Genomic DNA, 24,684 nt, shown 5'->3' with positions numbered 1-24,684 from the left:
GTCGGGACGGGACGTCATTCCACAATGCGCGGCGCCGGTCGATACCGCTCATCGAACGGGGCGCCCGGCTGCCCGACACGGCGCCAGCACCTCGACGTCGCATTGTATTGAATCGGCGCGGCGTGCGCAGCGCGTCGTCACGCGCCCCGCTGCGCCGGCCACTACCACGGCACCGTGCGCCCCTGGTAATCGAGGTATTCGAGCCCAGCGCGCCGCTGCTTTGCGAGCAGCACGTTCACGAGGCTCGGCACGCTTTCGTCGATCGTCAACCGCGCATCGGGGCCGCCGAGTTCCGTGCGGACCCAGCCCGGCGCCATCAGCACCATCGCGCGCGGCGTCGCGGCCTGGCGCGCCGCGAAGCTGCGCATGAACTGGTTCAGTGCGGCCTTGCTGCCGCGGTAGACCTCGCGCATGCCGCTGACGTTGTTCGCGACACTGCCCTGCCCCGACGACATCGCGCCGATCAGGCCGTCCGCGCTCACGAGATCGTGCAACGCCTCGATCACACGCATCGGCGCCAGCGCGTTCGTGATCATCACGCGCACGAACTCGTCGGTCGCGACTTCGCCGATCGTTTCGTTCGGATCGTTGGTCGTGCCGGCATTCACGAACAGCATGTCGAAGCGCCGGCCCGACAGGCGCGCGCGCAACGCAGCCAGTTGTTCCGGCTCGCAGATGTCGAGCGTGTCGATCTCGAGCCGTTCGCCGAAGCGCTCGGCGAGCTCATGCAGCTTCGTGCGCCCCGATCCGGCGCGCACGGTGCCGGTGACATGCCAGCCCTTGTTCAGGAATTGCTCCGCCATCGCGAGCCCGAGACCGCGCGAGGCCGCGACGAGCAGGATCGAGGGTGTGCTCGCGTTCGATACAGTCGATTGCATGGGTTTCACCTTTGCCGAAGTCCGTGATCCGGCCACTATAGGCGCGCACCATCAGATGCACCAGACGCACCAGATTCAATCGATAGTTGCATTGAACGCCATGTCACTGCGTGCGATGTCGTATGCTGTCCGGATGGAAGACATCGACCTGAACCTCGTCACCGCGCTCGACGTGCTGCTGACCGAAGGGAGCGTGACCGGGGCCGCGCGCCGGCTCGGATTGAGCACCTCCGCGATGAGCCGCACGCTCACGCGGCTGCGCACCGCGACCGGCGATCCACTGCTCGTGCGCGCCGGGCGCAAGCTGGTGCCGACGCCGCACGCGGCGGCACTGCGCGATCGCGTGCATGCCATCGCGGTCGATGCGCGTGCCGTGCTGCGGCCGGCCACGGCCGACATCGACATGACGACGCTCTCGTCCACGTTCACCCTGCGCGCGGCGGCATCGTTCATGGACATGCTCGCCGGCCCGGTGGTCGCCGCGATCGGCGACATCGCCCCCGGCGTGCGCGTGCGTTTCGTCCCCAAGCCCGACCGCGATCCGGGGCCGCTGCGCGACGGCACGGTCGACCTGGAAATCGGCAAGCGCGGCGACGATGCCCCCGAACTGCACACGCGCGAGCTTTTTCACGACTCGCACGTCGCGGTGGCGCGCGCCGGGCATCCGCTGTTCGCGGCGGCCAGAATCACGCCCGCGCGCTACGCGGCCTGCCGTCATGTGATCGCAGCGCAGCTCGGCGACTTCGGCGGCCCGACGAACGATGCGGCCGGCACGCCCGCACCCGCCCACACCGTGCAGGTCGTGGTTCCCGGCTATCCCGATGCGATGCGCGTCGCGGCCGGCACCGACCTCATTGCGCTCGTGCCGCGCTCGAGCCTCGGCAACGCATTCACGCCGGGGCTCATGGACGCACTCGGGCTGCGCAGCTTCGCGATACCGGTGCGGCTGCCCGAAATCCTGATCTCCGCGCTATGGCATCCGCGCATGCACGGCGACCCCGTCCATCGCCGTCTGCGCGATGCCGTCATCGACGTGTGCCGGCGCGCGTATCCGGCGGCCCGCGCGCCGCGCGCACCGGCGCGCGGCACGACAGCGCGCAGCGCCGGCTGAAGCGCCGCGATCCGCGCGATACGCCCGATACGCGCGCCAGGCAGGCACCGGCCAGCCGACGATCAGCAAGCTCGCCGCCGCGTGCTCGGCGGCATGCATCCGGCGCCGCTTTCCCGCCTCCCGATCATTGCATCGCGCGCAGGCTGCGCCGCAGGGCCCATCGGCTAAAATGCCGCACTTTCCACCTTGTCCGGCCCGCTCGCCATGCAACCCGCTTCCCCCGCCCGATCCGCCTCCCACGGCGCCGCCGACACAGATCCGTCGCACGACCTCGTGTATGGCCCCAATGACCGGCCCGCGCCGATGGTCGCCTTCGTCGCCGCGCTGCAGCACCTGCTGGCGATCATCGTGCCGATCGTCACGCCCGGCCTGCTGATCTGCCAGGCGCTCGGCGTATCGAGCCGGGATACCACGCTTATCGTGTCGATGTCGCTCGTGATTTCCGGCATCGCCACCTTCGTGCAGTGCAAGCGCTTCGGCCCGCTCGGCGCCGGCCTGCTGATCGTGCAGGGCACCAGCTTCAACTTCGTCGGCCCGCTGATCGCCGGCGGCAGCGTGATGGTCAAGCAGGGCACGCCGGTCGAGACCGTGATGGCCGCGATCTTCGGCGTCGTGATCGCCGGTTCGTTCGTCGAGATGGCCGTGTCGCGCATCCTGCCGTTCGTGAAGCGCCTGATCACGCCGCTCGTCACCGGCATCGTCGTGCTGCTCATCGGCCTCACGCTGATCAAGGTCGGCCTCATCAGCATGGGCGGCGGCTACGGCGCGATGGCCAACGGCACGTTCGCGAGCGCGCCGAACCTGACGCTGTCGTGCGTCGTCCTCGGCACGATCATCCTGCTGAACCGCGTGCCGATCGTGTGGGTGCGCAGCACCGCGCTCGTGATCGCCCTCGTGATCGGCTATGCCGCGGCCGCCGTGCTCGGCCGCCTCGACTTCACCGGCGTGCATCAGGCCGCGCTGTTCCAGGTCCCGACGCCGCTGCATTTCGGCATCGGCTTCTCGTGGTCGCTGTTCGTGCCGATGCTGATCATCTATCTCGTCACGTCGCTCGAAGCGATCGGCGACGTCACCGCCACCAGCAAGATCTCGAAAGAGCCGGTCGAAGGGCCCGTGTGGATGCGGCGGATCAAGGGCGGCGTGCTCGTGAACGGCGCGAACTCGCTGCTGGCCGGCGTGTTCAACACGTTCCCCAGCTCCGTGTTCGCACAGAACAACGGCGTGATCCAGATCACCGGCGTCGCGAGCCGCCACGTCGGCATCTGGATCGCGGGCATGCTCGTGGTGCTCGGCCTGTTCCCGGTGGTCGCGGGCGCGCTGCAGGCCGTGCCGGAGCCCGTGCTCGGCGGTGCGGCGATGGTGATGTTCGGCGCGGTGGCCGCGTCAGGCATCAACATCCTGTCCGGCATCCAGCTCGATCGCCGCGCGCTGCTGATCATCGCGGTGTCGCTCGCGCTCGGCCTCGGCGTGTCGCAAGTGCCGGACATCCTGAACAGCCTGCCGCATGCACTGAAGAACGTGCTGGAATCGGGCGTCGCCACGGGCGGCATCTGTGCGCTCGTGATGAACTGGTTCTTGCCGGAACAGAAGTAACGCCGGCGACGCCATGACGACGCGACCCGGCGGGCCGGCCGCGTCGCGCTCGACGCCCCGGCTTGGCCGGGTGCCCGACACTCGCTAGAATCGGTCCATGCCCCAAACTCCCGTCTCCACGAAGCCGCCGGAAAGCAGTGCCGTCCCGATCAAGGAACGGGCGACGATCGTCTGCTACCGCGAACAACAGGTCCTGCTCGTGGCGCGCGCGACGTCGCGCTGGGCGCTGCCAGGCGGCACGATCAAGCGCGGAGAAACGCCGCTCGAAGCCGCGCATCGGGAACTGCGGGAAGAGACCGGCATCACCGGCCAGGATCTCGTCTACTCGATGCAGTTCACCGGGCTCGCGAAGGTGCATCACGTGTTCTTCGCCGAAGTCGGCCCGGACCAGACGCCGCAAGCGAGCAACGAGATCCAGAAGTGCAAGTGGTTTCGCATCGACAGCGTCGATGGCGTGCGCGCGAGCATCCCGACGAAGCGCATCGTCGAGCTCGTCTACCGGCACGAACTGCTCAAGTAGGTAGACACCCCACCCCCAACGGCTCGCACGAGCCGATATGATGCGCCCACGGTCCGTCGTCGCGTTCCCTTCCGAGCGAGCTGCAGATGAACAGTGCGTACACCTACCGCGGATACACCATCGACGTCCGCTGCGAATTCCGGCTCGACGAACCGCGCGACCACGCGCCGCCGCCCGACACGCTCCGGTTCGGATTCGTCGCGGTCGTGCAGGTGCGCACGGCCGGCAGCGCGCCGCGGCTGCTCGCGCCGGTCCGGCTCGCGGACGATGGCGGCCGCCTGTTCGACAACACGCTCAATGCGTTGCGCGCAGGCCGCGCGGCCGGCGAAATCATCGTCGACGATCTGTTGGTCGATCGCGGCTCTGCCGACGGGCGCGCGCATTCCTGAGCCGCTGGTCGGCCTCGAACGTGCCGTGCGGATCGGCCGGCATGCCGGCGCTCAGTGCAGGCGTTTTCTTCGCAGTTCGTGCGTGGAATAGACGACGAGGAAGATACCCAGCATCGCAACGCCGGATGCAAAGAAGTCGTTTGCAGTTCCCGCGCTGTTCAGCGATTTCGGGAAGATGCCGAGACTCAGTCCTGCGGCAGCCAGGAGCACCCCTGCCGCCACGCCCCACACCGGTCCGGTGGTCTTTTCGATTGTGTTTTTCATACAGCACCCGTCTACGGTTATTGCCTGAACGGTGTCGGCGCATCGCACATGCGCTTACCGTCCGTGCGTCGACTATAGCGAGGAAAAAATTAAAACGGGTTCGGTGCTTTTACCCATCAAGTTTTTTGCGACCGCGATTGGGGGTGTCGCGGCCCGCTCGGATTCGTCAGATGAATAGATCGCCGCGCTTCAACGAAATGCTGCCGCCGTCAACGCCGAGTCGCCTCAAATTGCCTGAATGACGCACCATAGGCGCTGTCCGGCAGATAATCGCCGCCGCCGAGTCGCGAGCGGAAGGTGCCGGCCGACGGCGTCGTCCGATACAAGCCGCGCTTTTTCAGTTCCGGCACAATCAGTTCGGCAAAATCGTCGAGCGTACCCGGGCTGATCAGCGGATTGAGCATGTAGCCGCTCGTCGTCGATTGCCGCGCATGTTCGGCGAGCTGGTCCGCGACTTCGTCCGGCGAGCCGACGAGGATCAGGTCGGTGCCGCGCGTGACGCTCGCGAACTTGCGCCGCACGTCACCCGCGGTCAGCGGCTTGCCGCTGCCGTCCGGTCGCACCACATAAGATGTCAGCCCTTCCGTTTGCGTCGTCAGCGGCTCGTCGTCCGCATAGCGATCGATGTCGATTCCAGTATCGCCCGCATAGCTGACGAGTTGAGCTTGCAGGTGATAGTGCTGCTGCAGCGCGTGGTACTTCTCCTTCGCGTCGGCCGACGAACGCGCCGTCACGATGCGCAGCACCGTGAGCGCCTTCACGTCGTCCGCCGCGCGGCCATTTTCGACCGCCAGCCGCCGGATTTCATCGAGGCCGGTGCGGATCTCGTGTGGATTCGACTTCGCGACGAACACCACTTCGGCGTGCTTTGCCGCGAATTCGCGCCCTCGCCCGGACCAGCCAGCCTGGATCAGCACCGGTGAACGCTGCGGCGACGGCGCGCAGACGTGGGGGCCATGCACGCGATAATGCGTGCCCTCGTGCGCGATCGGCCGCACACGATCGCCGCGCGCATAGCGCGGCGCGAGCTTGTCGGCGACCACCGCGTCGTCCGCCCAGCTCCCTTCCCACAGCTTGTACACGACGTCGAGAAACTCCTCCGCGCGCGCGTAGCGCTCGTCGTGGCCGATCATCCGGTCGAGCCCGAAATTGCGCGCCGCGCTCGCCAGGTAGGACGTCACGATGTTCCAGCCGATCCGGCCGTTGCTCAGGTGATCGAGCGTGCTGAAGCGCCGCGCGAGCGCGAACGGATGTTCATACGTCGTGCTCGCGGTCACGCCGAACGCGAGCCGCTCGGTCTGCGCGACGAGCGCCGGGATCAGCATCATCGGATCGTTCGCGGGCGACTCCACCGCCCACCGCAGCGCCGCGTCGGCAGACCCGCCATAAACGTCATACAGACCGAGCACGTCCGCGAAGAACAGCATGTCGAGATCGGCCTGCTCGGCCTTGCGCGCGAGATCCGACCAGTACGCGAGCGTATTCGCGCGCAGCCGTTCGTCGGCGGGATGGGTCCAGAGGCTCGGCGCACCGCCGCAGCCGACGCTGGCTTGTTCATACAGGGAAAACAGCAAGGGGCGAGGATCGGACATCGTCGTGTTCAGTGCAAAAGCAGGAATCAATTGGGTGCCGCCCACGCGCTGGACGATGCGCCGCGGCGCCGTGCGGGCATGCAATCGTCGGGCTCGCGCGTGAGGTAGCGGTTGAGGTGTTTCTCGAGACGGGCGGCGGGAATCGTCAGCAGCGCGACCAGCACGACATAGACGATCGCCGCGCCGGCGAGCGGTTCGTACACGCGCAACGTCTCGAAGCGCAGCGTGTTGGCCGTCCCCATCACGTCGAACACCGTGACGGTCGACGCGAGGACGGTCGATTTCAGCAGCAGGATCGCTTCGCCGGTGAGCGCGGGCAGCGCGAGTCGCCACGCACGGGGACCGACGATCCGGCGCAGTACACCCGCCCACGTCATTCCGTATGCATAGCCGGCCTCGATCTCGCCGGCCGGCACCCCGGCAATCGCACCGCGCAGGATCGTCGCGACATACGCGCCCTCGTTCACGCTCAACGCGACGACGGCGTACCAGAACGCGTCCCGCAACAGCGGCGACGCCCAGCTGTCGCGCATCCATTCGCGCGGGACGATCTGGCCGAAGCCGTAATACAGCAGATAGAGTTGCACCAGCAGCGGTGTACCGCGAATCAGCATGATCCAGCCGCGTGCGGACCAGCGGTACGGTGCGTGACGCGAGCTTGCCGCAAGCGCGAGCGGAATGCCGATCACCACGCTGGCGATGCCGGACAACAGCAACAGTGCCAGGGTGGTCGGCACCGCCGCGAGCAGCTTCGGCATCACCGTGTCGAGCAGAAACGTCAGCGAGAAGCTCATGCGGATGCGGGCCTCGTGCCGCGATTCGCATACCGCTCGAGCGTGGCGAAAAGACCCGTCGACGTCATGCTCAACAACAGGAACAGCGCCGCCGTGACCAGGTAAAAGAACACGTAATGCCGCGTCGCGCCGGCGGCGAGCTGGCTCGCCTTCAGCAGATCCGTAAACGAGCCGAGCACGCTGATGAACGACGCATCCTTGGTCGCGTTCAGCCACACATTGCCGACGCCGGGCAGCGCGAGCCGCGCCGCGATCGGCAGCCGGACGCGTGTCAAGGTTTGCCACGGGCTCATTCCGTACGCGTGCGCGGCCTCGATCTGCCCGACCGGCACGTTGACGAGCGCCGCGCGGAAGATGTCGGTCAGATAAGCGCCCTGGATGAAGCCGAGCGACAAGGCGGCCACGACGAACGGATCGAATGCGAAACCGTCGGACACGACACCGCTCCGGTGCAACACGGACTCGACGGCCGGTGCGACCGCATAGAATGCGAGCAGCAGGCACAACAGTTCGGGCAACGCGCGCACGAGTGTCGTGTAAAGCCGCGCCAGCCAAGCGAGCGGCGCGTGCCGCGACAGCTTGCCGAGCGCGCCGGCGATGCCGAGCAGCACCCCGACGCAGAACGACGCGGCCGCGACGCCAAGCGTCAACGCGAACGCGCTCGCGAAGATGCGGCCGTAACCGCCGTCGCCGAACGCGAGCAATGCGAGCAGCGAATCGTCCGCGGCCATCGGTTCAGCGGCCCTTCTCGATCGTGCCCTTCAGGTTCGGATAGCGCGCGGTGATCGCATCCCACGTGCCGTCCTGCTGCAGTTGCGCGATCACGGTCGACAGCCGGCCGCGCAATGCATCGCCTTGCCGCACGCCCGCGCCGATGCCGAGACCCAGCACGGGGTTGTCCGCGCACGTGGCTTTGACCTCGAAGTCCTTGCCGTCGCGCGACGCGAGGAACGCCGTGAACAGCCCCTTGCCTTCCTGCACGTAGTCGACACGGCCGGAAACGAGATCCGCGAGCGCATTGTCGAACTTGTCGAACGCCTTGATCTGCGCGTCCTGCCTGAAGCGGGAATCGACGAACGCCGAGAAGTTCGTGCCGGCCTCGACGCCGATCACGCGGCCGTTGAAGCTCTTGGGCACCGCGCAGTCGACGCGGCGTCGGTCGCTTTTCGCGCCGACGAACACCGTCGGCGATTCGTAATACGCGCGGCTGAAGTCGATCGCTTTCTGCCGTTCGCCGGTGATCGTCATCGACGACCAGATCACGTCGATCTTGCGGTTCTGCAGCGCCGGGATCAGCCCGTCCCACGCGATATCGGTGAGTTCGCAGCGCACATCGAGCTTGCCGCACGCGGCGTCGAGCAGATCGATCTCCCAGCCTTTCCACTTGCCGGTTGCATCCTTCGAGAAGAATGGCGGATACGACTCGGCGTCGATGCCGACGCGCAGTGTCGGCTGGGCCGCATGGACGGCCGGCACGAGACCGAGTACGAACAGCGCGGCCGCGGCGCGGCGGACCGCTGAGTACATCAAACGATTCATGTGGCAGGCTTCCGGGATAACGTGGAAATCGCCGGTGTCGCACCGGCAGCGGGATGCGTGACTTTAGTGCCTGCCGATGCGTGTACCAAATGGTTATTTTCGAGATCGATATCTGATCGAACGATATACCGACCGTTTTCGCATCGGAAACGTCCGACCGCGCGCTCTGCCGTCGTGTTCGCGCGCCTGGCATCGACGCGCCGATGTTCCGGGAGATCGTATCCCCCGAGCATTTCATCGCGGTTCGTGATCGTTTCGGGGGCCGTGCTCCGGCGCCGCTCAACGCTGCCTTGGCCGCATATGCCAACCGGCTAACGGAATTCGACGAGATCGCTGCAGCGACGTCCGAGCACGAGCGGCATGCAATCGCCAATCTGCGAGCGGCTTTTGCGCGTGTCGTTGAAGGTTGAATTCGAATCGGCTTTCCACGTGCATTGCCCCTGCGAGCTGCCGATATTCAACCGAGCGGGCACATGGCATAATCCTGCACCGTCCAAGCCTCGCCATTGCGCCCGTATGCTGCGCCTTCGTTTCCGGAAGATCGGTAGTCTTCTGGGATTGCTCGCAATCCTGATGACATCGCTCGCGCCGACGATCTCGCACGCATTGACCACGCAAAACCGCATCGGCGCGCTCCTGTCGACCCACTGCACCGCCCAATCGGAAGCGGTATCGATCATCTGGCAGTACGATCTTTTTACCAGGCGCACGGTTTCCTGCACTCGCGTCGAACCGCCCCATCGCATCCATTGCCGCGACGATGATGAATGAATCGATTTCGACGGCGGTCGCGCGGCAAGAACGCAAGTGCATCATCCGCGCCGTCGTTCGCAGTTGAATACCGCCGGCGACATCGCCTTCCGTTACGTATTCGGTCCACCATCGGCATCCGCCGCTCCGGAGTCTCGCCCGGCCGCATAGATCGCCACTTGGACGCGGCTCGTCAGCTTGAGCTTGCGCAGAATGTTGCGGACATGAATCTTGACCGTGCTTTCGGCCACATCCAGCGCCCGCGCGATTTCCTTGTTGCTGGCGCCGCGTGCCAGTTCACGCATGATGTCGTTCTCGCGCGTGGTGAGTGCCTCGGCGTTGTCGCCAACCGGCGCCGGCGCCGATACCGGCGCGCGCAATTGCGCCACGAGTTTTGCCGTCATGTCGTCGGCGATCACCGGTTGCCCGGCTGCCGCCTTGCGAATCGACGCCGCCAGCGTATCGGCCTCGATGTTCTTCAACAGATAGCCGCACGCGCCTTCGCGCAGCGCGACCGTCAGTTCCTCCACTTCTTCCGAGACGGTCAGCACCACCACGGCCGTGTCCGGCAGGTCCTGCACCAGCAGCTTGAGCGTCTCCAGGCCGGACAATCCCGGCATGTTCAGGTCGAGCAGGATCACGTCAGGCAAGAATTGCTTCGCGCGCTTGAGTCCTTCAAGACCGTCGGCGGCTTCGCCCACGACCTCGAAGTCCGCGTCGCGCTGCAACAGGGCATGAACACCCGAGCGGAATAGCGTGTGATCGTCGATCAGGAGGATGCGAATAGTCATGTATCAATCGGGGAATGGAGTCAGTCTGATTGTCTCAGGCGGCCTGCCGTATGTCGGCCGGCAACACGAGCTCGACGCACGCGCCGCGCCCCGGCGAGGATAACAGGCGCAACGTTGCCGCCAGCCTGCTCGCACGCTCCCGCATGATCCGCAAGCCTACATGGGCCTCGCCCGCCGCAGCAATCTCGTCCGGATCGAAGCCGAGGCCGTCATCCTCGACCTGCAGGCGAAAATCGCGCGCGTTGATGATCGTCACGCGAACGTGTTGCGCTTCCGCGTGCTTGCGCACGTTCGAGAGCGCTTCCTGAAGGATGAACAGCACCTGCAGTTGCTGGTCCGCCGGAAGCAGTGGGCCGCCCTCCTCGCGATAGTCGAGCGTGACCGGTATGCCGGTCTGTCGACGAAAGCGCTCGATCGTATCGTCGACGGCGTTCCGCAGTTCACCGGCATCCAGCTTCGAGCGGAAGTTCAGCAGCAGCTCGCGCACGTCGTCATAGCTTTCCTTGATGCCGCCCTCCAGCAAGGGCACAAGCTCGCGAATTTCGTCCAGCCGCTGCTCGCGCGTCGCGCGATCGAGCAGATGCACCTGCATCTTCAGGAAGTTGAGCCCCTGGGCAATGCTGTCGTGCAATCCCTGCGCGACCAGGTTGCGCTCTTCGGAAACGGCAAGCTGGCGTGCGACGGTGGCCAGTCGCCGGCTCTTGAGCGCGGTCCCCAGATGCTTGCCGAGCGTCTCGAGCAGTTTCGCTTCGGACGCGGGAATGGGGCGTTCATGACGAAAATGCAACGAGAACGATCCGAGCATTTCGCCTTGCGAAGCGATTCTGAAGGCCGCAACGTCGACAAATCCCGCCCGGCGGCAATGCCCGGCAAATGCGTCCGCGCCGCCATCCCCGTCGCGCAGCATCTGAACCACCGACGCACCTTGCTTCGTCACCGTCCCGCACAGGCAGTCGTCCGCGAAAATACAGCGTTCGGCATCGGCCAATTCCGCCGGGACCCCCTCCGATGCGACAAGATGCAAACGGTTGTCCTCTCCGGAAACGATCCTCAGGGTTCCGCCATCGGCGTCGAACTGGCCCATCAGACGCGCAAGAAAGCCGCGGCACAGTACATCGACATCATCGGGCTGGTTCAGAAACGCAGCCATTTCATAAAGCGCCGTCAGCTCGCGGTTCTGTGCGGCCAGCGTCGCGGTCTTTTCGTCGACCCGCTGTTCGAGATCGCGGTAAAGCGCCTGAAGCTCTGTCGTCATCCGGTTGAAGGACATCGCGAGATGGCCGAATTCATCGCGCGTATCGACCGGCAGGCGAATGTCGAACCGGCGCGCCTCGATATGCGCCAGCCCTTCCTGCAACCGCTGGACCGGAACGACGAACCACAGATACAGCAGATACATGATCGCGACCGTTCCGACGCATGAGAGCGCCGCGAGTGAGATCTGCGAGATGCGCAGCCATTCGGTCTTGCGCGCATTTTCCTGCTCGATCAGCCGCACCAGCGAGTCGGCCTCTTCCACGAACCGCGGCAGCAACGCGCGATACGAAGTACCGGCGGCCACCGGCTTGCCGCGCAGGTCGGCCAGCGCGGCCGGTTCGAGATGCAGACGCCACGCGTTGACGACGGCCTCGAACTGACGCTGGATCGGCGCATCGTTCGGCAAGAACAGGGGACGATCGGGATCGCCGCGCTGCAACCGGTCGAGCGTGGCGTCAAGCCGGCTCAGCTCCGCCTGCAGGCTCGACGGCTCTCCCGGGCGGGCATCCATCAGCGCCACGGCAACCGCTTCTGCACGCATGCGCAGGCTACCCGCGTCGTTGATGGCCGCACCGGCGCCCTGGAGTTGCCACGACAGGTACAGCGTGCCGCCGATCATGGTCAGCACCAGGGCAAGTGTGACGACGGAAAGCACGACGATGCGCGTCGTCAGCCGCTGGCGCAGCAATGGTCCTCGGGATATTTCACCTTCGGCGTCGTTAGGCATGGGGAAAGTCAATGGCACAAGGAATAATTCAGCGATTATCCCCCTGTTTTCCATCCGCCACGTCGATATCCAAGCTCCGGCAGATGTACGCCGCGACGCGTGACGGGTCGTTCAGCGGCAGGCAGCACACCGCCGCATCGACAGGGAGATCCGAGGCGACCGCGACGATGCGGGCGTCAGTCGGAAAGAGCGGCTCACAGCCCGTCGAAGGCCTTACCACCTCGATGCACGGCATATCGACTCGCGAGTAACCTTCGACCAGCACGAGATCCGCCGGGGCCAGGCGCGCGATCAACGATTCGAACGATGGTTCCGCGTCGCCGCGTAGTTCGCACACGATCGCGTAGCGCGCCGGCGAAGCAACGAGCACTTCGCGCGCGCCCGCCGCCCGGAAGCGCGCACTGTCCTTGTGCGGCGGCTCGAGCTCGAGCGCATGGTGGCTATGCTTGACGACGCTGACGTCGAGGCCGTGTGCGTTGAACCACGGCAACATCGCCTCGATCAACGTGGTCTTGCCCTGGCCGGAACGCCCGGCGATTCCGAACAGTCGAGTCATCGTCTTTCCGAGTGGCGGTTCGATAGGGATGCGCGGCGAAGATTACCATCGCTGCGCCGCGCCCCGTTTTTCATCGGCTGCGCACGAGCTGCCACGCACGCGACAGATAGGTGACCGAAGCGAATCCGCTCCATATGTGCACCAGCCGCGTGAAAGGAAAGATCACGAACAGCGTCATCCCCATGAACAGGTGAAGGCGGAACACGATCGGTGCGCCGGCGACATACGTCGCGGCATCGCCCTGGAACGTCACGATATGCTGCGCCCACGTCATCAATCGCACCATCATCGCCCCGTCCATGTGGCTGGTCGATTCACCGATGGTCCACAAGCCCAGCAGCAGTGTGGCGAGGATCCAGAGCAGCAGCAGCCGGTCACCCACGCTCGTGAGCGCCGAAAGCCGCGCATTCGTCATGCGGCGATGCAGCAGGATCACGAGGCCGGCCAGGCATATCGAGCCCATCGTGCCGCCGGCGATCATTGCCACCATCTGCTTGACGTGATGCGGCACGCCGAGCCAGTCCCATACCGCGACGGGCGTGAGCAAGCCGACCAGATGGCCGAAGAACAACCCCAGGATTCCCACATGAAACAGGATGTTCCCCAGCCGCAGGTTGCCCCGGTGAACCAGCTGGGTACTGTCCGCCTTCCACGTGTACTGCTCGCGCTCGAAGCGCAAGAGACTGCCGAACAGAAAAATGCTGGCGGCGATATACGGGTAGATGCCGAAGAGGAACTGGTTGAAAGTATTCATCTCGCGTCCTTCTCGATGTGCGCATGGGCGGCCCGGCCCGAAGCGGGCGTCGATTTGCGCGGATGGAAGTGGATGGTCTGCATCTTGTCCGGCGTGAGCAGCGGCTCAACCCCGTCCGGACCGACGCCGAACACTTCGAGCGCCTCATCCATGTCGCGTACGGGCGGCTTCATCATCGGTTTCGGCTCGACCTCGCTGTGTTGGCGAAGCACCGCAAACACGCCCGCATAAGGGCTTTCGCTGCGCGCGAGTCGTTCGCCAACCGCGGCCAGGATGTGGATGGCCTCGTCGAGCAGGGCCTGGGCCGTCGAAGGTTCGACGAGGCCCAGCACTTCGAGAAACAGCGGCACGTAATCGGGCAACTCGTTTGCCGTCACGTCCAGATCGTGAAGCCGATACTCGTCCAGCAGATTCACCATGGCCTGCCCGCGCTCGCGGCTTTCGCCGTGCACATGCTCGAACAAGTGCAGCGAATGCGAAGGATTGCGATCGAACGTCGCGACATACGCCTGCTGCGATTCGATCAACGAACGGCTTTCGAGCGCCGCAAGCAGCGGCGCCAGTTCGCGCTGCGCTTGCGATGACGTGCGCAGTGCGTCCTTGATCTCCGGCAATGCCTCGAGCAGTTCCTCGCCAGGATAGTCGAGCAACGCTGAAAGAATGGGATAAAGCGTCATCATAATCTCCGTGGATCAACCGGCCGTCAGCCGTTCGAGGTGGACTTCCTGCGCGACTTCGGCATGTCGGCGAATACCGTTCCGCCCTCCGTCCGCGCGCCGAAAAGCGAGCCCTCGGTGGCGCCCCCCGAGCAGCCGTTGCCAAACGAGAATCCGCAGCTGCCCTTTTCGTTGAAGCTGTCCTCCACCATCTCCTTGTGCGACGACGGCACGACGAAGCGATCCTCGTAGTTCGCGATCGCCATGACCTGATACATCTGCTCGACCTGCTCCGCCGTCAGTCCTGCCTTGCGAAGCAGCAGCTCGTCGGCGACGCCGTGCACGGTCTCCGCACGCTTGTATGCGCGCATCGTGAGCATCCGGTTCAGCGCGGCGACGACAGGCGCCTCGTCCCCCGCCGTCAGCAGGTTCGCCAGGTAGCGCATCGGGATGCGCAGGCTCTGCACGTCCGGAATCACGCCGTTCATGCCGATATGGCCTGCGTCCGCGGCCGACTGGATGGGCGACAGCGGCGGCACGTACCACACCATCGGCAATGTCCGATACTCCGGATGCAGCGGGAACGCGACTTTCCATTCGCAAGCCATGCGGTAGACCGGCGAGCGTGCGGCCGCGTCCAGCCAGCTTTGCGAGATGCCCTGGCGCAACGCCTCGGCACGCACCTCCGGATCGGACGGATCGAGGAACAAATCGAGTTGGGCCTGATAGAGATCCGTGGGCGCCTCGACCGCCGCGGCGTCTGAAATGCGGTCGGCGTCATAGAGCATCACGCCCAGGTAGCGAATGCGCCCCACGCAGGTTTCCGAGCACACGGTCGGCTGGCCGGCCTCCAGTCGCGGAAAACAGAATATGCATTTTTCCGCCTTGCCCGACTTCCAGTTGAAGTACATCTTCTTGTACGGACAACCGGAAATGCACATCCGCCAGCCGCGGCACTTGTCCTGGTCGACGAGCACAATGCCGTCATCCTCGCGCTTGTACACCGAGCCCGACGGGCACGACGCAACGCACGCCGGGTTCAGGCAGTGCTCGCACAGGCGCGGCAGGTACATCATGAAGGTGTTCTCGAAGCTCGAGTACATCTCCTTCTGCACGTTCTCGAACAGCTGATCCCGGCTGCGCGAATCGAATTCCCCGCCCAGATCGTCTTCCCAGTTCGGCCCCCAATGGATCTTGTCCATTTTCTTGCCGGTCAGCACCGACACCGGGCGCGCCGTGGGCGGCGTTTGCGAGAGCGGCGCCTTCTGCAGATGCTCGTAATCGAACGTGAACGGCTCGTAATAATCGTCGATCGCCGGCAGATTCGGGTTCGCGAAGAGATTGGCGAGCACCTTCAGCTTCGCGCCCTGACGCGGTTCGATGCGCCCTTCGCCCTTGCGCACCCAACCGCCCTGCCATTTGTCCTGGTTCTCCCATTCCTTCGGATAACCAATACCCGGCTTCGTCTCGACGTTGTTGAACCACGCGTACTCGACGCCGTCGCGGGAAGTCCACACGTTCTTGCACGTCACGGAACATGTATGGCAGCCGATACACTTGTCCAGATTCAGGACCATCGCTACCTGTGCACGGATCTTCATGATGCTGCTCCTTCGTTAAGCGGCCCTTCGAGCCACTCGACCTTTTTCATCTTTCGCACGATCACGTATTCGTCCCGGTTGCTGCCCACGGTCCCGTAATAGTTGAAACCATAAGCCTGCTGCGCGTACCCGCCGATCATGTGCGTGGGCTTGAGCACCGTGCGCGTGACCGAGTTGTGGATGCCGCCGCGCATGCCGCTCATCTCGGCGCCCGGCACGTTGATGATCTTTTCCTGCGCGTGATACATCAGGCACATCCCGCGCGGCACCCGCTGACTGACCACCACGCGCGCCGTGAGCGTACCGTTCACGTTGAACACCTCGACCCAGTCGTTGTCCCGGATGCCGGCCTCCTTTGCTTCGGACTCCGACACCCATACGTGCGGCCCGCCGCGCGACAGCGTGAGCATGCGCAGGTTGTCCGTGTACGTGGAGTGAATGCCCCACTTCTGGTGCGGCGTGATCCAGTTCAGCACCAGTTCATGCTCGCCGTTCGGTTTCGCGCCGAGCATCGGCGAGATCGTCTTGGTGTCGATCGCCGGCTTGTACACGCACGAGCTTTCGCCGAAGTCAAGCATCCATCGGTGGTCCTGATAGAACTGCTGCCGGCCCGTCAGCGTGCGCCATGGAATCAGCTCGTGCACGTTCGTATAGCCCGCGTTGTAGCTGACCTCTTCCGATTCGAGCCCCGACCACGTCGGCGCGGAAATGATCTTGCGCGGCTGGGCCTGCACGTCGCGGAAGCGGATCTTGTCGTGCTCCCGGCCGTTGGCCAGGTGCGTATGCGCGCGCCCGGTGATCTTCGACAGCGCCTCCCACGCCTTGACGGCAACGTGGCCGTTGGTTTCCGGCGCGAACGTCAGGATCATTTCGGCGGCATCGATCGCCGTTTCAAGCCGCGGGCGGCCTCCGCTCACACCCTCTCGGTTGGCGCGGCCGGTAAGATGAGCAAGTTCATCGACCTCGTGCGCCGTATTCCAGTTGATGCCCTTGCCGCCGTTGCCGAGCTTGTCGAGCAGCGGCCCAACGGAGGTGAACTTGTTGTAGATCTCGCGATAATCGCGCTCGACGAGCGTCATCGAAGGCGCCGTCTTGCCGGGTACCAGATCGCATTCGCCGTGACGCCAGTCCTTCGGCTCGAATGCCTGGCCGAGCTCACCCGGCGTGTCGTGCATGAGCGGCGTGCAGACGAGATCGGTACGCGTGCCCAGATGCTTGCCCCCGATCGCCGAGAACTTCTCTGCGATGGCCTTGTAGATTTCCCAATCGCTGCGGCTTTCCCACAGCGGCTGCACGGCTTCGGACAGCGGGTGAATGAAAGGGTGCATGTCCGACGTATTGAGATCGTCCTTCTCGTAGAAGGTCGCGCTCGGCAGCACGATATCGCCGTACAGGCATGTGGTGCTCATGCGGAAATCGAGCACCGTCAGCAGATCCAGCTTCCCTTCCGCAGCATCGCGAACCTTCACTTCGGCAGGCTTGATCGCGTCGGCCTCGTCGCCGAACAGCGCGTTCTGGGTGCCCAGCAGATACTTGAGGAAATATTCGTGGCCCTTGCCCGAACTGCCCAGGATGTTCGAGCGCCATACGAACATGTTGCGCGGAAAGTTCGCCGGATTGTCCGGGTCGTCGCACGCGAAATTCAGCGCGCCGGATTTGAGCTGCTCCACTGCATAATCGATCGGCTCGCGCCCCGCGCGCTTCGCGGCGTCGACGACATCGAGCGGATTGGCGCCGAGCTGCGGCGCCGACGGCAGCCACCCCATGCGTTCCGACTTCGCGTTCAGGTCCAGCATGGACAGCTTGCCGTAGCGCCCACGGTCGGCCGTAGGCGACAGGATTTCGTCGAGTCCCACCTTCTCGTGGCGCCATTGGCTCGTATGGTTGTAGAAGAACGATGTACCGTTCATCTGCCGCGGCGGGCGCGACCAGTCGAGCGCGAACGCGAGCGGCGCCCAGCCGAACTGCGGACGCAGCTTCTCCTGGCCGACATAGTGCGCCCAGCCGCCGCCGCTCTGCCCGATGCAGCCGCACATCATCAACAGGTTGATGATGCCGCGATAGATCATGTCGTTGTGGTACCAGTGATTGAGCGCCGCGCCGACGATCACCATGCTGCGGCCGTGCGTGCGATCGGCGTTGTCGGCAAACTCGCGCGCGACCTGGATCACCAGCTTGCGTGGCACCGTGGTGTGCTTTTCCTGCCATGCCGGCGTATACGGCACGTCGTCGTCGTACGATGCGGCCACGTTCGGGCCGCCCAAACCCTGGTCGACCCCATAGTTCGCCATCTGCAGGTCGTACACCGTCGCCACGAGCGCGTGCGTGCCGTCGGCCAGCGCCACGCGCCTCACCGGCACGCGCCGCGCGAGCAACGCATCGTGTTCGCCGCCGAAATAGGGAAAGCTCACCTCGATGACGTCGTCGTGCGCGTCGACGAGCGAGAGCCGCGGGTCGATCGCGCGTGCGCTGCCGCCGTCCTTGAGTTCAAGGTTCCAGCGACCCACTTTCTCGCCGCCGTTATGTGCGCCTTCACCCCAGCGGAAACCGATCGAGCCGTTCGGCGCCACGATGTCGCCGCTCGTCGCGTCGAACACGAGCGTCTTCCATTGCGGATGGTTCGCCTCGTCGAGATTGCCGGCGAGCTGCGATGCGCGCAGGAATTGATCGGGAACCCACGCGCCGTCGTTGTCGCGCAGCGTGACCAGCATGGGCATATCGGTGTACTGCTTGACGTAATCGCGGAAGTACGTCGATTTTCCGGTCGCGTGGAATTCCTTGAGCACCACGTGCCCCATCGCCATCGCGAGCGCGGCATCGGTACCCTGCTTCGGCGCGAGCCAGATGTCGCCGAACTTGACCATTTCGCCGAAGTCCGACGAAACCGCCACGGTCTTCGTGCCCTTGTAGCGCACCTCGGTGTAGAAATGCGCGTCCGGCGTGCGGGTTTGCGGCACGTTCGAGCCCCACACCATCAGGTAGGTGGAGTTGTACCAGTCCGCCGATTCCGGCACGTCGGTCTGCTCGCCCCACACCTGCGGCGAGGCGGGCGGCAGGTCGCAGTACCAATCGTAGAACGACAGGCAGGCCCCGCCAATGAGGCTCAGGTATCGCGCGCCGGCCGCATACGACACCATCGACATCGCCGGAATCGGCGAGAAGCCGATCACGCGGTCGGGGCCGTATTTATCGATCGTGTGGGCATTGGCCGCGGCGATGATTTCCGTGGCGGTGTCCCAGTCCGCTCGCACGAAGCCGCCCAGGCCGCGCACGCTCTTGTACCGCTTTGCCTTGACCGGATCTTCACAGATCGACGCCCAGGCCGCGACCGGGTCCAGCGTGCGGCGCGCCTCGCGCCACATTTCCATCAGACGGCCGCGGATCATCGGATACTTGACGCGCTGCGCCGAATACACGTACCAGCTATATGACGCGCCGCGCGGGCAGCCTCGCGGCTCGTGATTGGGCAGATCGGCGCGCGTGCGCGGGTAATCGGTCTGCTGCGTTTCCCATGTGATCAGGCCGTTCTTGACATAGACCTTCCACGAGCACGACCCCGTGCAGTTCACGCCGTGCGTCGAGCGCACGATCTTGTCGTGTTGCCAACGGCTGCGATAGCCGTTTTCCCATTTGCGGTCTTCATCCACCACCGCGCCATGTCCACCTGAAAAGGTCGACTTGACGCGCGACATGAATCTCAGCCGGTCCAGAAAGTGACTCATCCGTTTCTCCGTGCGTGGCGGCCGCGTGCAGCACTTATGTGCGCTCGCACGGCCACCGATGCGATGGTTAGAGTGTATGGGCGCGATGCGCGGCTACCCATTCTTCAAAGGGAGCAGACAGGCCGGCGCATCCGGACTAGTGGCCGACTTCGGCCGCTCCACATGGACTAGTCCGAAAGGCGCAGTCGGCGCCTCTCGTCAACAGGGCATGCCGGCGTTGCGCCGGGCGTAGCAAAACCACGTCACCGCGGCGCAGACGACATAGAAACCAATGAAGCAGTACAGCGCCATGACCGGCGAACCCGTCTGGTCCAACGATGTCCCGAAACTTTTCGGAATGAAGAACCCGCCGTACGCGCCGATGGCCGCGGTAAATCCGAGTACCGCGGCCGATTCCTTGCCAGCCTCGCGGAGAAGCTCCGTGCGGCGATGTTCGGGCTGACCTTCGGCCTCGCGCTGCTTCTGCGTCAGGAAAATCACCGGGATCATCCGGAACGTCGAGCCGTTGCCGATGCCGGTCAGTGCGAACAGCACGATGAACATCGCGAGGAAGCCGGCGAAATTGCCGCCCGTCCCGCCGCTCGGCAAGAACGCGATGACGCCCGCGACCGCCGCGATCATCGCGATGAACGTCCACAGCGTCACGCGTGCGCCGCCGAGCCGATCCGCGATCCAGCCGCCAACCGGACGCGTCAGCGCGCCGGCCAGCGGCCCGAGAAACGCGTACGCGGTGGGGTTGACCGCCGGAAACTCCGCCTTCGTCAGCAAGGCAAGGCCCGCCGAGAAGCCGATGAACGACCCGAAGGTGCCGATATAGAGCACGCACATCAGCCAGTTGTGGCGACGCTTGAAGATCACCGCCTGCTCCGCGAACGACGCCTTCGCGTCCGCGATGTCGTTCATGCCGAACCAGGCCACGAGCGCGGTCACAGCGATGAACGGCACCCACACGAAGCCTGCGTTCTGCAGCCAGATGCTGCGCTCCACGCCATGGTCGACGATGGTTTGACCGTCACCGAAGAAGCCACTGAGCAAGGCGGTCGACACCACGAGCGGCGTGACGAACTGCACCGCCGACACACCGAGATTGCCGATCCCGGCATTCATCCCGGTCGCGAAGCCTTTCTTCGATTTCGGAAAGAAGAAGCTGATGTTGGCCATGGACGAACTGAAGTTCGCCCCGCCCAGCCCGCAGAGCAGCGCGAGTATCAGGAGCGTCGAATAGCTGGTGGATGGATCGCGCAACGCAAAACCCATCCCGAGCGCCGGAATCAGCAGGCTCGCGGTCGAGATCGCGGTGAAACGCCGTCCGCCGAAGATCGGCACGAGGAACGAGTAGAAAATGCGCAGCGTTGCCCCCGACACCGCCGGCAGCGCGGTGAGCCAGAACAGCTGGTCTTTCGACAGATGGAATCCCGCTTTGTCGAGGTTCACGACCACGACGCTCCATAACGACCAGACGACGAACGCCAGCATCAGCGCCGGAATCGAAATCCAAAGGTTGCGGCGTGCCACTGCTTCGCCGCCCGCGTTCCAGAAGGTCGTATTCTCGGGCTCCCAACGGGTAAGAAGATATCTGGACATGGTATGTGCTCGGTAAGAAGGTGTGCCCGAAGGCGTGATACACAGGAAAATTCGGTCAGCCGGCGATCGGCTCCGTCACGGCTTGTCGCGCTCGAGCGCGCGGCCCGTGCGGAATGTGAATTGCATCCAGATGAGACTGACGGCCGTAGCGCCGAACATCAGCATGAAACAGGAACTGTTCACGCCGGTCATATCGTTCAGCATCCCGAACATGACAGGCAGCATGAATCCGGCCAGCCCGCCGACCAGGCCGACCATGCCGGATACCGCGCCGATGTTCGTGGAGAAATCGTCGGAAACGTACTTGAAGACGGATGCCTTGCCGATGGCCATCGCCACGCCGACGACGAACATCAGCACCGTGTAAGCCACGGGCCCCGTCGAGATATGGAATGCGAGCGGGCCGTCGGCCGAATGAATGACGAAGTCGGTGTCGGGATAGCTGAGGACGAAGAAGCACGCGAGCGTCGTCCACATCACGGCTTGCGTGGTGCGGTGGGCGCCGAGGCGATCCGACAGCCAGCCGCCCAGCGCACGCAGTACGCCGCCCGGCAACGAAAAACAGGCGGCGAGAAACGCGGCATGCTGGATGTCGAAGCCATACTGGCGCACATAGTATTGCGGCATCCACAACGCCAGGCCGACATAACCGCCAAATACGACGGAGTAGTACTGCGAGTAGCGCAACACTCGCCGATCCGTCAACACGCGGATCTGGCTGCCGAGGCTCTGCCTTGCGGGGTTTCGATGCGAAGGATCGGACACGGAAAAGAGCAGGAAACCCAGCGCGGTAAGCAGCATCGCCACCGAATAGACCTTGGGCACGATGGTCCACGTGCCTGCGGCCAGCATCAGTGCCGGGGCAACGAACTTGTTGAGTGCCGCCCCCGAATTGCCCGCGCCGAAAATGCCCATCGCCAGACCCTGGCGCGACCTCGGAAACCAGCGGGCAACATAGGGCGTGCCCACCGAAAACGTGGCCCCCGCCAAGCCGACGAACAGGCCGAGCACGAGAAATTGCCAGAACTCGGTGGCATACGAGATCAGCCATATCGGCACGATAGTGGCGATCATCGCGCCGAAGAAAACGATACGGCCACCGAAACGGTCGGACCATATGCCGAGCGGTACGCGCGCAAGCGAGCCGGTGAGCACCGGCGTGGCGACGATCAGCCCGAACTCGGTTTCTGTGAGGTGCAGCTGCTCCTTGAGCGGGATGCCGAGGATGGCAAAGATCATCCAGATCGCGAAGCAGATCGTGAATGCAAAAGTGCTCGCACCCAGTACACGCCACGCCCGGGCATCGTGCACCGTATCGGCGGCAGTCGGTAGTCTGACAACGCTCATCGTGCGCCCCTTACTTGTCTTGAAGGATTTCATGACAAGGTTAAGGAGGATCGCAGGCGATGCCTATCCGCCAATGGTGCGGCGAGTCGAAAGGTCGCTACGCATGATGGACTAGTCCGATTGGCTTACTTCTTTCGGGGTGCGGGAAGCGGGATGCGAAGCCGAGCGCACGGTGCGGCATTTCAGCGTTGTATTTTTCGCCGCATATCGATCGAGCTTCGGGTGAGCCGCGTAAAAAGGATCTTGGCGCTTGCGACGTGCGTGCGCGCTGATGTCGGTCGCCTGATCGACGCTGCATTACGAATCGACGCTGGCCGTGCGGGATGCGCCGGTGCTGGCAGCGATGAACATCCTGTCGGCGCAATATCCGCGTTATGGTTACCGCCGCATCCAGATCTTTCTGGAGCGGCAGGGCCACCCCATGCTCATGATTTTTATTCGTTTGTTCTACTGATATAGATGTAAAGGCGCTTCCTCCGCCACCTCGACTTCATGGTGCCGAGATTGCTGAAATAGCGACTGCCCGACGTACTGCGATCAGTCGTCGAGCGCTGAAGCTCGACCAATCGCCGACGCTTTCGAGCGACTCATTGCGTGAACTGCTCGCTGCCGATCAACCCGATCTTCGTCGCACCTTCGCGCTGCGCGGAGGCCAGCACTTCGGCCACCGCCTTGTAAGGTGCGGACTTGTCCGGGCGCAGCCGGATCTCGTCCTGCTCGGTCTCCGCCGCCACCTCACGGAACTTCGCGTCCAGCGCGGCGGCGCCGCTCACTGCCGCGCCGTTCCAGTTGACCGTCCCGTCCGCGCCGATGTCGATCTGCACGACCTGGGGCGGATGCGGCGGTGCGGGCGGATTCCCGACCGGCAGGTTCCGCCGTTCGCCTCGATGATCGCCGGCACGTCGGGATCGCGCCGGATCGTGTCGACGATGAAGCGCGGCTCGCCGGGGCGGCGATCGATGTAGACGGGGATTTCTCGCGCGCGCGTGTAGCGCGCGGCCGGCGCATAACGGATCGGCAGCGGACGATGCGCGCTCGCCCACGCACCGAGATACGGGCCGTGTACATGGATCACCACGTCGACTTCCGGCACCTCGCGGAATACGCCCAGAGGAGGGTTCCTTGATCGGTTGAACGGATGGGCTCGCGTCGCAACGCCGCAACGCACGGCAACGAATCAGCAGCAATCGTGCCAGCGGGGCGATGGGCGTATCGAAGGCCGGCTGGCGCGGCGCAGGCGCACGATGCCCGACTTGCGCAGTGCGGCCCGCACATACGCGTCTGTTGCGCAAGCAACAACGTGCCGACCGGGATTGCTGCACGACACGCAGCCGGCGCGCGTGTGCGATGCGCGCGGCATCGACCGATCGCCCGTCGTGCCGCGCGTTGACCCCCATGCCGCCGAACTTCGCGCGCCAGGTGTAGAACGACGCGTCACTGAAGCCATGCTGCCTGCACAGCTCCTTCACCGGTATACCGGCCTCGGCTTCCTTCAGAAACCCGATGATTTATTCTTCCGTAAAGCGCTTTTTCATGTTCGTCTTCTTCGCCGAAAACGAACTTTACGAGGCGCTGACTGGCCCGGTTTGTAGGGGCAGGCCACGTCAATCCTGCCCCTGTGATCCGCGCCAGGAGACGTAACGATCTCCCCATTCCTTCATCGCGTCGAGCACCGGCGCGAGACTGCGGCCGAATTCCGTCAGTGAATATTCGACACGAGGCGGCACTTCGGCGAATACCTCGCGGGATACAATGCCATGCGCCTCCAGCTCACGAAGCTGTAGTGTCAGTGAACGCTGCGTAACGCCACCGATGAGGGTACGAAGCTCACCAAATCGCTTTGTACCTCTAAGCAGGTAGTAGATGATTAACGGCTTCCATTTTCCGCCCGCGACCGCAACGGTCGCTTCTACCGTACATCGATATTCATGCGTGTCTGGTTTGTCCATCAACCAATAGTATAAAAAATTAACCTATATATCAAACTTGTGCTTAGTTGTAGAAAACTCCCATGGAGTCCAAGATATATCGACATACCGTGAACTGAACCGCGGCCGCATGTCTCTTTGATGCAGTAAGGATTGGAGCACAACGCATGAAAGCAGCCTTCTATGAACGCCAGGGCGCCGCCCGGGATGTATTGATCGTCGGAGATTTGCCAACCCCGGAACCGGGCCCAGACGAGGTGCGGGTACGCGTCCATGTCTCGGGGCTAAATCCGACCGACGTCAAGGCACGTACTGGATTCTCCACCGCGAT

General features: G+C 64.2%; 21 protein-coding genes and 4 pseudogenes. 6 read left to right on the top strand and 19 right to left on the bottom strand.

Features of this window, described 5'->3' with window-relative positions:
* Nucleotides 1–161 precede the first annotated feature (161 nt).
* Nucleotides 162–878 carry an SDR family oxidoreductase gene (locus tag SB786_RS17950; RefSeq protein ID WP_410728604.1) on the bottom strand — a complete coding sequence of 239 codons (717 nt, stop codon included), beginning with the start codon at nt 876–878 and terminating at the stop codon, nt 162–164.
* Nucleotides 879–1,011: 133 nt separating this feature from the next.
* On the opposite strand from SB786_RS17950, the gene SB786_RS17945 reads away from it, so the two are divergent.
* From SB786_RS17945 to SB786_RS17930, 4 genes are all read left to right on the top strand, one after another.
* The gene (locus tag SB786_RS17945; protein WP_410728732.1) at nt 1,012–1,989 is read left to right on the top strand and encodes a LysR family transcriptional regulator; all 978 of its coding nucleotides are present in this window, start codon (nt 1,012–1,014) and stop codon (nt 1,987–1,989) included.
* Between the two features lie 204 nt (nt 1,990–2,193).
* Nucleotides 2,194–3,582, top strand: a complete 1,389-nt coding sequence (locus SB786_RS17940; protein WP_410728603.1) for a nucleobase:cation symporter-2 family protein — start codon at nt 2,194–2,196, stop codon at nt 3,580–3,582.
* A 97-nt stretch (nt 3,583–3,679) separates the two neighbouring features.
* Nucleotides 3,680–4,102 carry an NUDIX hydrolase gene (locus SB786_RS17935; protein WP_410728602.1) on the top strand — a complete coding sequence of 141 codons (423 nt, stop codon included), beginning with the start codon at nt 3,680–3,682 and terminating at the stop codon, nt 4,100–4,102.
* An 86-nt stretch (nt 4,103–4,188) separates the two neighbouring features.
* Nucleotides 4,189–4,491: a hypothetical protein gene (locus tag SB786_RS17930; protein WP_006758228.1), complete on the top strand. Its 303-nt coding sequence runs from the start codon at nt 4,189–4,191 to the stop codon at nt 4,489–4,491.
* A 51-nt stretch (nt 4,492–4,542) separates the two neighbouring features.
* On the opposite strand, the gene SB786_RS17925 is transcribed toward SB786_RS17930, so the two are convergent.
* From SB786_RS17925 to SB786_RS17905, 5 genes are all read right to left on the bottom strand, one after another.
* The gene (locus SB786_RS17925) at nt 4,543–4,755 is read right to left on the bottom strand and encodes a hypothetical protein (RefSeq protein WP_410728601.1); all 213 of its coding nucleotides are present in this window, start codon (nt 4,753–4,755) and stop codon (nt 4,543–4,545) included.
* 209 nt (nt 4,756–4,964) lie between these two features.
* The gene (locus SB786_RS17920; protein WP_410728600.1) at nt 4,965–6,347 is read right to left on the bottom strand and encodes an LLM class flavin-dependent oxidoreductase; all 1,383 of its coding nucleotides are present in this window, start codon (nt 6,345–6,347) and stop codon (nt 4,965–4,967) included.
* A gap of 26 nt (nt 6,348–6,373) precedes the next feature.
* Nucleotides 6,374–7,141, bottom strand: coding sequence for an ABC transporter permease (locus SB786_RS17915; protein ID WP_410728599.1), 768 nt, complete (start codon nt 7,139–7,141; stop codon nt 6,374–6,376).
* On the bottom strand, nt 7,138–7,872 hold the full coding sequence (locus SB786_RS17910; RefSeq protein WP_410728598.1) for an ABC transporter permease: 735 nt from the start codon (nt 7,870–7,872) through the stop codon (nt 7,138–7,140). Before SB786_RS17910 ends, SB786_RS17915 begins: the two co-directional genes overlap by 4 nt.
* 4 nt (nt 7,873–7,876) lie before the next feature.
* Nucleotides 7,877–8,680: a transporter substrate-binding domain-containing protein gene (locus SB786_RS17905; protein ID WP_410728597.1), complete on the bottom strand. Its 804-nt coding sequence runs from the start codon at nt 8,678–8,680 to the stop codon at nt 7,877–7,879.
* Between the two features lie 516 nt (nt 8,681–9,196).
* Here SB786_RS17905 and SB786_RS17900 point away from each other — a divergent pair.
* Nucleotides 9,197–9,337: pseudogene (locus SB786_RS17900) on the top strand (DUF2946 domain-containing protein); the annotation flags it as partial.
* Between the two features lie 206 nt (nt 9,338–9,543).
* Here SB786_RS17900 and SB786_RS17895 read toward each other — a convergent pair.
* From SB786_RS17895 to SB786_RS17855, 9 genes are all read right to left on the bottom strand, one after another.
* Nucleotides 9,544–10,221 carry a response regulator gene (locus SB786_RS17895; RefSeq protein WP_410728596.1) on the bottom strand — a complete coding sequence of 226 codons (678 nt, stop codon included), beginning with the start codon at nt 10,219–10,221 and terminating at the stop codon, nt 9,544–9,546.
* 34 nt (nt 10,222–10,255) lie between these two features.
* Nucleotides 10,256–12,205, bottom strand: a complete 1,950-nt coding sequence (locus tag SB786_RS17890) for a type IV pili methyl-accepting chemotaxis transducer N-terminal domain-containing protein (protein WP_410728595.1) — start codon at nt 12,203–12,205, stop codon at nt 10,256–10,258.
* A gap of 28 nt (nt 12,206–12,233) precedes the next feature.
* The gene (gene mobB, locus SB786_RS17885; RefSeq protein WP_410728594.1) at nt 12,234–12,761 is read right to left on the bottom strand and encodes a molybdopterin-guanine dinucleotide biosynthesis protein B; all 528 of its coding nucleotides are present in this window, start codon (nt 12,759–12,761) and stop codon (nt 12,234–12,236) included.
* A 70-nt stretch (nt 12,762–12,831) separates the two neighbouring features.
* Nucleotides 12,832–13,515, bottom strand: coding sequence for a respiratory nitrate reductase subunit gamma (gene narI / locus SB786_RS17880; protein ID WP_410728593.1), 684 nt, complete (start codon nt 13,513–13,515; stop codon nt 12,832–12,834).
* Nucleotides 13,512–14,192 (bottom strand): nitrate reductase molybdenum cofactor assembly chaperone, encoded by a 681-nt coding sequence (gene narJ / locus SB786_RS17875; protein ID WP_410728592.1) that lies wholly within the window; start codon nt 14,190–14,192, stop codon nt 13,512–13,514. Before narJ ends, narI begins: the two co-directional genes overlap by 4 nt.
* Before the next feature lie 26 nt (nt 14,193–14,218).
* Nucleotides 14,219–15,772 carry a nitrate reductase subunit beta gene (gene narH / locus SB786_RS17870; protein ID WP_410728591.1) on the bottom strand — a complete coding sequence of 518 codons (1,554 nt, stop codon included), beginning with the start codon at nt 15,770–15,772 and terminating at the stop codon, nt 14,219–14,221.
* On the bottom strand, nt 15,769–19,494 hold the full coding sequence (locus SB786_RS17865) for a nitrate reductase subunit alpha (protein WP_410728590.1): 3,726 nt from the start codon (nt 19,492–19,494) through the stop codon (nt 15,769–15,771). The genes narH and SB786_RS17865 overlap by 4 nt, the downstream gene beginning before the upstream one ends.
* A gap of 198 nt (nt 19,495–19,692) precedes the next feature.
* Entirely contained in the window at nt 19,693–21,078 is a 1,386-nt protein-coding gene (locus SB786_RS17860; RefSeq protein WP_410728589.1) for a NarK family nitrate/nitrite MFS transporter, read from the bottom strand.
* A 75-nt stretch (nt 21,079–21,153) separates the two neighbouring features.
* The gene (locus tag SB786_RS17855) at nt 21,154–22,425 is read right to left on the bottom strand and encodes an MFS transporter (protein WP_410728731.1); all 1,272 of its coding nucleotides are present in this window, start codon (nt 22,423–22,425) and stop codon (nt 21,154–21,156) included.
* A 253-nt stretch (nt 22,426–22,678) separates the two neighbouring features.
* On the opposite strand from SB786_RS17855, the pseudogene SB786_RS17850 reads away from it, so the two are divergent.
* Nucleotides 22,679–22,849: pseudogene (locus tag SB786_RS17850) on the top strand (IS3 family transposase); the annotation flags it as partial.
* A gap of 163 nt (nt 22,850–23,012) precedes the next feature.
* Here SB786_RS17850 and SB786_RS17845 read toward each other — a convergent pair.
* The 4 genes and pseudogenes from SB786_RS17845 to SB786_RS17830 all read right to left on the bottom strand — a co-directional run.
* Nucleotides 23,013–23,303: pseudogene (locus tag SB786_RS17845) on the bottom strand (ExbD/TolR family protein); the annotation flags it as partial.
* The gene (locus tag SB786_RS17840; RefSeq protein ID WP_410728730.1) at nt 23,195–23,500 is read right to left on the bottom strand and encodes a hypothetical protein; all 306 of its coding nucleotides are present in this window, start codon (nt 23,498–23,500) and stop codon (nt 23,195–23,197) included. The gene SB786_RS17840 and the pseudogene SB786_RS17845, both read right to left, overlap by 109 nt.
* A gap of 313 nt (nt 23,501–23,813) precedes the next feature.
* Nucleotides 23,814–23,933, bottom strand: a pseudogene (locus SB786_RS17835) (transposase); the annotation flags it as partial.
* 96 nt (nt 23,934–24,029) lie between these two features.
* Nucleotides 24,030–24,374, bottom strand: a complete 345-nt coding sequence (locus SB786_RS17830; protein ID WP_006758715.1) for a winged helix-turn-helix transcriptional regulator — start codon at nt 24,372–24,374, stop codon at nt 24,030–24,032.
* Nucleotides 24,375–24,684 lie beyond the last annotated feature (310 nt).

Source organism: Burkholderia sp. SIMBA_062 (assembly GCF_046534765.1).
GTDB classification, from domain to species: Bacteria; Pseudomonadota; Gammaproteobacteria; order Burkholderiales; family Burkholderiaceae; genus Burkholderia; species Burkholderia ambifaria.
Note: the sequence above shows the minus strand (reverse complement) of the source record. Positions and strands in the feature narration are given on the sequence as shown.